Consider the following 6485-nt stretch of genomic DNA (forward strand, 5'->3'; position numbering starts at 1 on the left):
GGGGGGGCGCGCGCTTGGCGTGGGGGGGGTGGGGGCCCGGGGCCGCCAACGCGCCGATGTCCACGGCGGGGATCAGCGTGAGCGGGCGGTCGGCGGGCATCGGCCAGGCGAAGGTGCCCGTGCGCAGTCCCTCGAGGGTCCAGCCCACCGTGTAGTTGTCCATGAACGCCGCCGGGGCCAGCACCGTCCACGGCACACCCGACGCACGCAGGTGCCGTTCGACCAGGTACTTGCTCTCGTAGTGCGGTATGCCGGTGCCGCGATCGGCATGGGCCGCCGAGGTGAGCACGACGTGACCGAGGCGGGCGGCCGCCGCCGCGTCGACCAGGGCCGTGCCCTGCCGGGTCTCGGTGGCGGTGTCGGTGCCGAAGGGGGTGGTCACCGCGAACAGGGCGTCCGCGCCGGTGAGGGCCGCGTCCAGGGTCGCGCGGTCGTCGAAGTCGGCGTGACGCACCTCGGCACCGAGGCCGCGCAGGGCCTCGGCGGCGGCGGAGGCGGGGTCGCGGGTGAGGGCGCGGACGCGGTGGCCGGCGGTGAGCAGGGCGCGGGCGGTGGCACCGCCCTGGGCTCCGGTGGCGCCGGTGACGGCGATGGTGAGCATGGGTCTGGGGCTCCGGGTGAGAATGGGTCCGTTTTATTGTGTGGCACATTGACTGCGCCACGCAGAAGAATAGCAGCACGTTTACTGCGTTGCGCAGTCAGTTGATCGGAAGCCCCCGCTCACAGGGCCGCGGCCGGCGCTGCCGCCACTCCGGTCATGTTCGGGGCCACGCGCCAGCCGCTCAGATCGCGGTGGCGGGGCAGCCAGGCGCAGCCCAGGTCCACGAGTTCGGGGGCCGGGCACACCAGGGCGCGAGCCGCGCCGACCGGGCCCTCGGTGACCAGGCCCGCGCGGGTCGCCGCGGCACCGATGTGCCCGTAGTCGCCCTCGTACATGACCAGTTGGTCGCTGGGCTCCCAGCGGACGGCTCCGCCCGCCGTCTCACGGGGTACGGCCATGCGGTGGCTGCGGCGGCCGGGGTACGGCGTGAGGTGCTCTGCCAGGTGGAGAATCGTCGCCTTGTCCCAGCCGACGCCGAGCAGCAGGACCTTGGCACGGGCGCGGCAGAGTCCGGCCAGGGGGCTGTTCGCGCCCAGGCCGTACGGGAGCGGGTGGGTGCCCAGGATCTCCCTCGCGGCCGGTCCCTGGGCGGCGAAGGAGTAGAGGGGGTGGCCGGAACGACGGGAACCGGGCAGGGACCGTACGACCTCGGGGAAGCGGCCGAGGCGGGGCTGGGCGGGGTGCACCGCCGGGTCGAACTCCGGGAGTGAAGCGCGCACTTGGGGCCACCAGGTGCGGGGCACCGGGCGCTGGACCCAGGTGGCGGGGTCGGTCAGATAGGTGGTGAAGGTGGGCACGACCAGGGTGCCGTCCGGGCCCACCGCGTCGCGCAGCGCCCGTACGAGGGTCACTCCGCCGCCCGCCGTCCAGCCGAGTGCGCTGATCGAGATGTGCACCAGCACGGTGTCGCCTTCGGCGATTGCCAGGGCACGGAGGCCCGCTGCCAGATCGGCTCGGCTGTAGGGGCCGGGGGTCTGTGGGCCGGCGGCGGGGTGCAGCATGAGGCCTCCCGGTGCGGGGTGCGGTGCGGTGCGCTTCGGTGCGGTGCGGTGCCGTGCCATGCCGTGGCTGCCGTGCTGTGCCGTGCCGTGGCATGCCGTGCCGTGCCGTGCGGGTCAGTGGGTGGGCACCCGGCCTCCGGCCGGGTCTGGGTTTCCACCCGCACCACCCGTGCGGGACGCGTCGGCGGGTGCGGGTGGCCCCTGTGGGGCTGACTCGCCGTCGGCGGCTGCGGGAGGCAGGTGGGGAGCTGGTTCGGCCTCGGCGGCCTCGGGAAGCGATGGGTGGGGTACCGCCCCGCGGGCCACCGGGGGTGCCAGGAGGGCCGCTGTTGCGAACAGGGCCGCCACCGCCGTCCAGCCGATGCCCGAACCGCTGCCGATGAAGGACGTGAGGATCGCGGGGCCCACGATCGACTGCACCCCGTGGTGCAGTTGGAAGGCGCCGAGGTACTCGCCGCGGCGCTCGTCGGGCGCCAGGGTGAAGGCGAGGCCGTAGGACGCGCCCGCGTGCCACAGTTCGGCGGCCGTCATCACCAGGAAGGCCGCGGTCACCAGGGTTCCGGCGGCCCAGGGGTCGAGGTCGCCACTGGGCACGAGGAGCAGGCAGGCCAGCGCCCCGGCCAGGCCCGCGCGGCGGGCGACGCGGGCGGCGCCGGGGAGATCGTCCGTCCCCTTGGCCGCACGCACCTGGAGCAGCACGCAGAGCAGGGTGTTGAGGCCGATCAGAACGGGGGTCAGGGTCGTGGGCAGACCCGTGCCCACGACGATCCAGAGGGGGATGCCGACCGCGAGCACCGAGTCGTGCAGGGCCAGTACGGCGTTCACCCCGACCACCCGCAGGAAGGGCAGGTCGCGCAGCGCGGTGAAGCGGCCCGCGGCGGGCGGGGCCGGGTGCGCGGCGACGGCGGGCAGGCGGTGCACCATCACGGCGGCCACGACGAAGGTGACGCCGTTGGTGAGCGGGACCAACTGGAGGGCGCCGTCCGTGCCCACGGCGATGACCGCGGCGGCCGCCAGCGTACCCAGGCCCATGCTCGCGTTGCCGACCGACCTGATCGCGGCGCGGGCCGTCACCCGCTCCTTCTCCGGTACCAGTTCGGCGATCAGGGACATGAAGGACGGGCCGGTGCCGAACTGCAGGGCGCCGATGCCCACGGACAGGACGACGAACTCCCAGGCCGCGTGGACCAGGGGCAGGAGGAGGTAGGCGACGCCGAGGAGCAGCAGCAGACGGCTGAGCAGGGGACGGGCGCCGACCCGGTCGGCGACGATGCCGAAGACCACCGACGCCAGCAGACCGGTCAGCCCCGCCGCGGAGAGCGCGAGGCCGATCTGGGCCGCGGTCAGGCCGGTGACCCGGGTGAGGTAGACGGCGGACCCGGCCACGTACAGGCCGACTCCGATCCCGTCCACACCGTGCAGAACGGCCAGCCGCCGCGCGGGGACGTTCAGGGAACCCAAGGGGGAACGCAGGGGCGATCGCATGATGTGTCTCCGCTCGGAGAGACGTCGGCGGGACTCGGGCGGGACCTCGGCGAGGTCGCGCGTCTCAGGGGGCGCGCAGGACCGAGTAGATGAGCTGGTCGTGCCAGGCTCCCGCGCGCCACTGGGCGCGGCGGATGCGGCCCTCCAGCTCGAAACCGGCCTTCTCCACCGCGCGCTGCTCGGCGATGTTGTCGGCGTCGGTGCACACCTGGACGCGTTCGACGCGGGTGTGCTCGAAGAGGTACTCCACGAGGAGGCGCTGCGCCCGGGTGCCGACGCCCTGGCCGCGATGGGCGGCGAACAGGCCGATGGCGATCTCCCAGCAGGACGAGGTGTCCGCCCGGCCCCATGCCCTGCGGAACCACTCGACGCGCCCTGCGAGGACGTCGTCGACGGTGACGGACAGCATGTTCTCGTCGCCGCCGAGCAGTCCCCGCTCGTCGAGCAGCCGCCGCAGCCGTACGGTCGGCGTGTGGCCGAACCACTGGTAGGGACCCGGCCCGTCCGGTCCGGCGAACTCCGCGTCGAACCGGTCCAGGTCGGCGGCCGTCACCGGGCGCAGCGCCACTCTCATCCGCGGTGCTCGGCCTTCAGTCGTACGGCCTGCTTGAGCACCTGGTCCGCGTCCGCCGCCTCCAGGGTGCCGGCCACCAGGGTGCGCAGCCGGGTCAGCCGTTCGGCCAGGGACAGCTCGTGGTGCTCCTCGGTGAGCGCCTCGTACTCGGGGTGGGCGAGCACTTCGGCGAGGAACACGTTGGCCAGGTCCTTGGTGCTGGGCTCTTCGATGGTGACCGCGATGTGAATGGAGTTGCCGATCCGCGCCGTGGCGCAGTGCGGGGTGCCGTGCGGCATGTAGAGCACGTCGCCGGGCCTCAGGGTGACCTCCATACGGCGATCGTAGGGGATCACACCGCCGGCGTAACGGTCGGAGTCACTGGTCGTCGTCTCGTCGAGCCGGCCCACCACCCAGTCCTTGACCCCGGCGACCTGCAGAACGAGTACGTGGGCTCCGTCCATGTGGGCCGCGATCGCGGTCTTGCCGGGCGGGGAGAGGAAGACGAAGGACTCCAGCTCGGCGCGGAACTCCGGCTCCAGGGACCGGACCAGCGCCCGCAGCCTCGGGTGCCAGTGCTCGGGCTGGCTGAACTTGAAGGTGCCGCCGGCCGCGAAGTCCCGTTTGATCTGCTCGGGGTTGATGTAGCCGGGAACGCTGTGGCCCACGACCGTGCGCGGCTTCGTCATCTCCGAGATGGCGGTGCGCACCCCCTCGTCGAAGGAGGTGAAGTACGGGCGGATCAGCAGGCCGCAGTCCACCTCCTCCCACATCTCCTCCTCGGTGATGAGCCCGGTGAGGTCGGCCCGGGACCGGAACACCGCGGGCTGGTTGGCCCAGTGGTCCCGGAAGAAGGTCTCGGTGTCGCCGACCAGGTCCTCGAGCGTGACGGTCATCCGGTCACCTCCCGCATGGCCGTGAGGGCGGCGCCCGCCCAGGTGTCGTCGTCGAGTGAGCGGGCGGAGCCGAGCAGCGCCGAGCGCACGTTCTCGGTCCGCTCCTCCAGCGTGGTGGCGTGGAAGCGGTGGGCCAGCTCCCAGTCGTTCGCCAGGAGATGGGTGGCGAGCGCCTCGAGCAGATCGTCCGGGGCCGGCTCGGTCAGGGTGAAGGTCAGGTGGAAGGAGGCGCCGTCGCGGGCGATCGCGTCGTGGGGCCAGCCGTGCGGCAGATACAGCACGTCACCGGGTTCGAGCACGAACGTGTGGGTGGGCTCCTGCGCGTCCACGTCCAGGCCCGCGTCGCTGCGCACCTGGCCCTCCTGCGCGTACAGCTGCCACTCCTTGCGCCCTTCGAGCTGGACGGCCACGACGTGCGAGGCGTCGCGGTGCGGCAGCATTCCGCGGCTCTCCGGCGGGGTCCAGAAGACGTACGAGGCGACCGCGACCGGGGCCGCCGTCTCGAACTCCTCGACGAGGGCACGGGTGGGCCGGTGCCAGTCGGACAGCTGGTTCAGCTTGAGGGTGCCGCCGGCCGACATGAGCCGGTGGATGGCGGCGCGGTCGGCGAAGCCGGGCCGCTCGTGTCCGATCACGTCGCGGGACGTGGTGTAGGTGCGCTCGTGCGGCACGGCCCCGTGCCGCAGCACGGAGAAGTACGGCCAGCGCAGCAGGCTGGCCTCCAGCCTGTCCTCGACGAAGGCGGAGGAGATGCAGCCGGCGGGATCGACCGCACCGCGGAGGATCCGGAATTCCTTGTTCCATGCGTCGGCGAAGATGCCCTCGCCGCGCAGCGTCTCTACGAGTGATGTGGACAACCCGACCCCCAGGGCTCCGTTGGCTTCCGCGTCCGGGCGCCGGCCGGAGGGCGTGCTGTTCCTCTCCGGCCGGCGGAGCCGTCTTGCCTGTCAGGCGTTGGAGATCTGGTTCATGATCGTCTTCGGGGAGTCGAAGGCGTCCTCCTCCTCGCCGGCGATCTGGGTCTGCGCCAGCTCCTCCGGGTTCTCGGAGTTGCCCTCGATGGCGTTCTTCGTGTCACGAATGCCCATGTCAGCCTCCAGCAGGCAGTGGGGTCCCGCCGCGGCAGTGCGACGGACTGCCGTGGATCGTGGCAACCCCGCCTAGCGACGCTCTGGACTCCGCCTGGACCTTCCGTCCCACGCGGCGCCGCAGGCCCGGCCCGACGCGGTGCTAGAAACCCAGCTCGAGCTCCTGGATGTCGGTGAACTCCACCGACAGACCCTCCGCACGGCGGCCCCGGTCACGGAAGTACATCTCACCCAGACCCTCGGCCAGGATGTCCCGCAGCTGCCGCTCGGTGGCACCGGCGTCCTGGGCGGCGAAGAGCCGGGAGGCGTACTCGGGCGGCAGGGCCTGGTTGACGTAACGGACCCGGGGGTCGTCGCTGGTGCCGGGGGCCGCGGTGAAGCCGAAGCGGGCGCGCGTCGACACGAAGATCCCGCCGGTGGTGGCGGCCTGCCGCCGGGCCCGCTCCCGTACGCGCGGCTGCCAGCGCCTGCGGGTCTCGGCCATGAGCCGCTCGGCGAGATCATGCCGGGGACGCTTCAACTGCCCCTTGACGTAACGCTCCACCGTGCGCTGCGAGATGCCCAGCAGTTCGGCCACCTGCCGGGTGCCCTTCAACTGCCGTACCAGGAAACGCATCTGTGCCTGCGCCGACTTGGGGACAGGGCGCGTGAAGTGCTCGGCGGCGGCCACGTCGAGCGTGTCCCCGATAGCGACCATCGCGCTGCCCTGCCCTCGTCGTGCCGTGTGCCGTCGTCGCAGACGTTACAGGCCCGAACCGGTCAGCGGACCGTCCAGGTGTCGCCGCCGGCGAGGAGGGCGGCGAGGTCGCCCTTGCCGTGGTGTTCGACGGCGGTGTCGAGCTGGTCGGCCATCTGGGTGTC

At 72.6% G+C, this 6485-nt stretch carries 8 protein-coding genes; all 8 read right to left on the reverse strand.

Annotation, left to right across the window (positions count from 1 at the left end; genetic code table 11):
* On the reverse strand, positions 1–601 hold a 601-nt coding region (locus ACFW2E_RS15645), incomplete at its 3' end, for an NmrA/HSCARG family protein (RefSeq protein WP_384466627.1).
* A 119-nt stretch (positions 602–720) separates the two neighbouring features.
* Positions 721–1602, reverse strand: coding sequence for an aminoglycoside N(3)-acetyltransferase (locus tag ACFW2E_RS15650; RefSeq protein WP_384466629.1), 882 nt, complete (start codon positions 1600–1602; stop codon positions 721–723).
* 114 nt (positions 1603–1716) lie between these two features.
* Positions 1717–3087, reverse strand: coding sequence for an MFS transporter (locus ACFW2E_RS15655; RefSeq protein WP_384466630.1), 1371 nt, complete (start codon positions 3085–3087; stop codon positions 1717–1719).
* Positions 3088–3151: 64 nt separating this feature from the next.
* Positions 3152–3661, reverse strand: coding sequence for a GNAT family N-acetyltransferase (locus ACFW2E_RS15660; protein WP_384466632.1), 510 nt, complete (start codon positions 3659–3661; stop codon positions 3152–3154).
* A complete protein-coding gene (locus ACFW2E_RS15665) occupies positions 3658–4536 on the reverse strand; it encodes a JmjC domain-containing protein (RefSeq protein ID WP_384466634.1) in 879 nt (292 codons plus the stop codon). Before ACFW2E_RS15665 ends, ACFW2E_RS15660 begins: the two co-directional genes overlap by 4 nt.
* Entirely contained in the window at positions 4533–5393 is an 861-nt protein-coding gene (locus ACFW2E_RS15670) for a JmjC domain-containing protein (protein ID WP_384466636.1), read from the reverse strand. Before ACFW2E_RS15670 ends, ACFW2E_RS15665 begins: the two co-directional genes overlap by 4 nt.
* Before the next feature lie 90 nt (positions 5394–5483).
* Positions 5484–5624: a hypothetical protein gene (locus tag ACFW2E_RS15675; protein WP_263217154.1), complete on the reverse strand. Its 141-nt coding sequence runs from the start codon at positions 5622–5624 to the stop codon at positions 5484–5486.
* 142 nt (positions 5625–5766) lie between these two features.
* Positions 5767–6321: a telomere-protecting terminal protein Tpg gene (tpg, locus tag ACFW2E_RS15680; protein WP_384466639.1), complete on the reverse strand. Its 555-nt coding sequence runs from the start codon at positions 6319–6321 to the stop codon at positions 5767–5769.
* Positions 6322–6485 lie beyond the last annotated feature (164 nt).

Source organism: Streptomyces sp. NPDC058964 (genome assembly GCF_042741275.1).
In the GTDB taxonomy this organism is placed as follows: domain Bacteria; phylum Actinomycetota; class Actinomycetes; order Streptomycetales; family Streptomycetaceae; genus Streptomyces.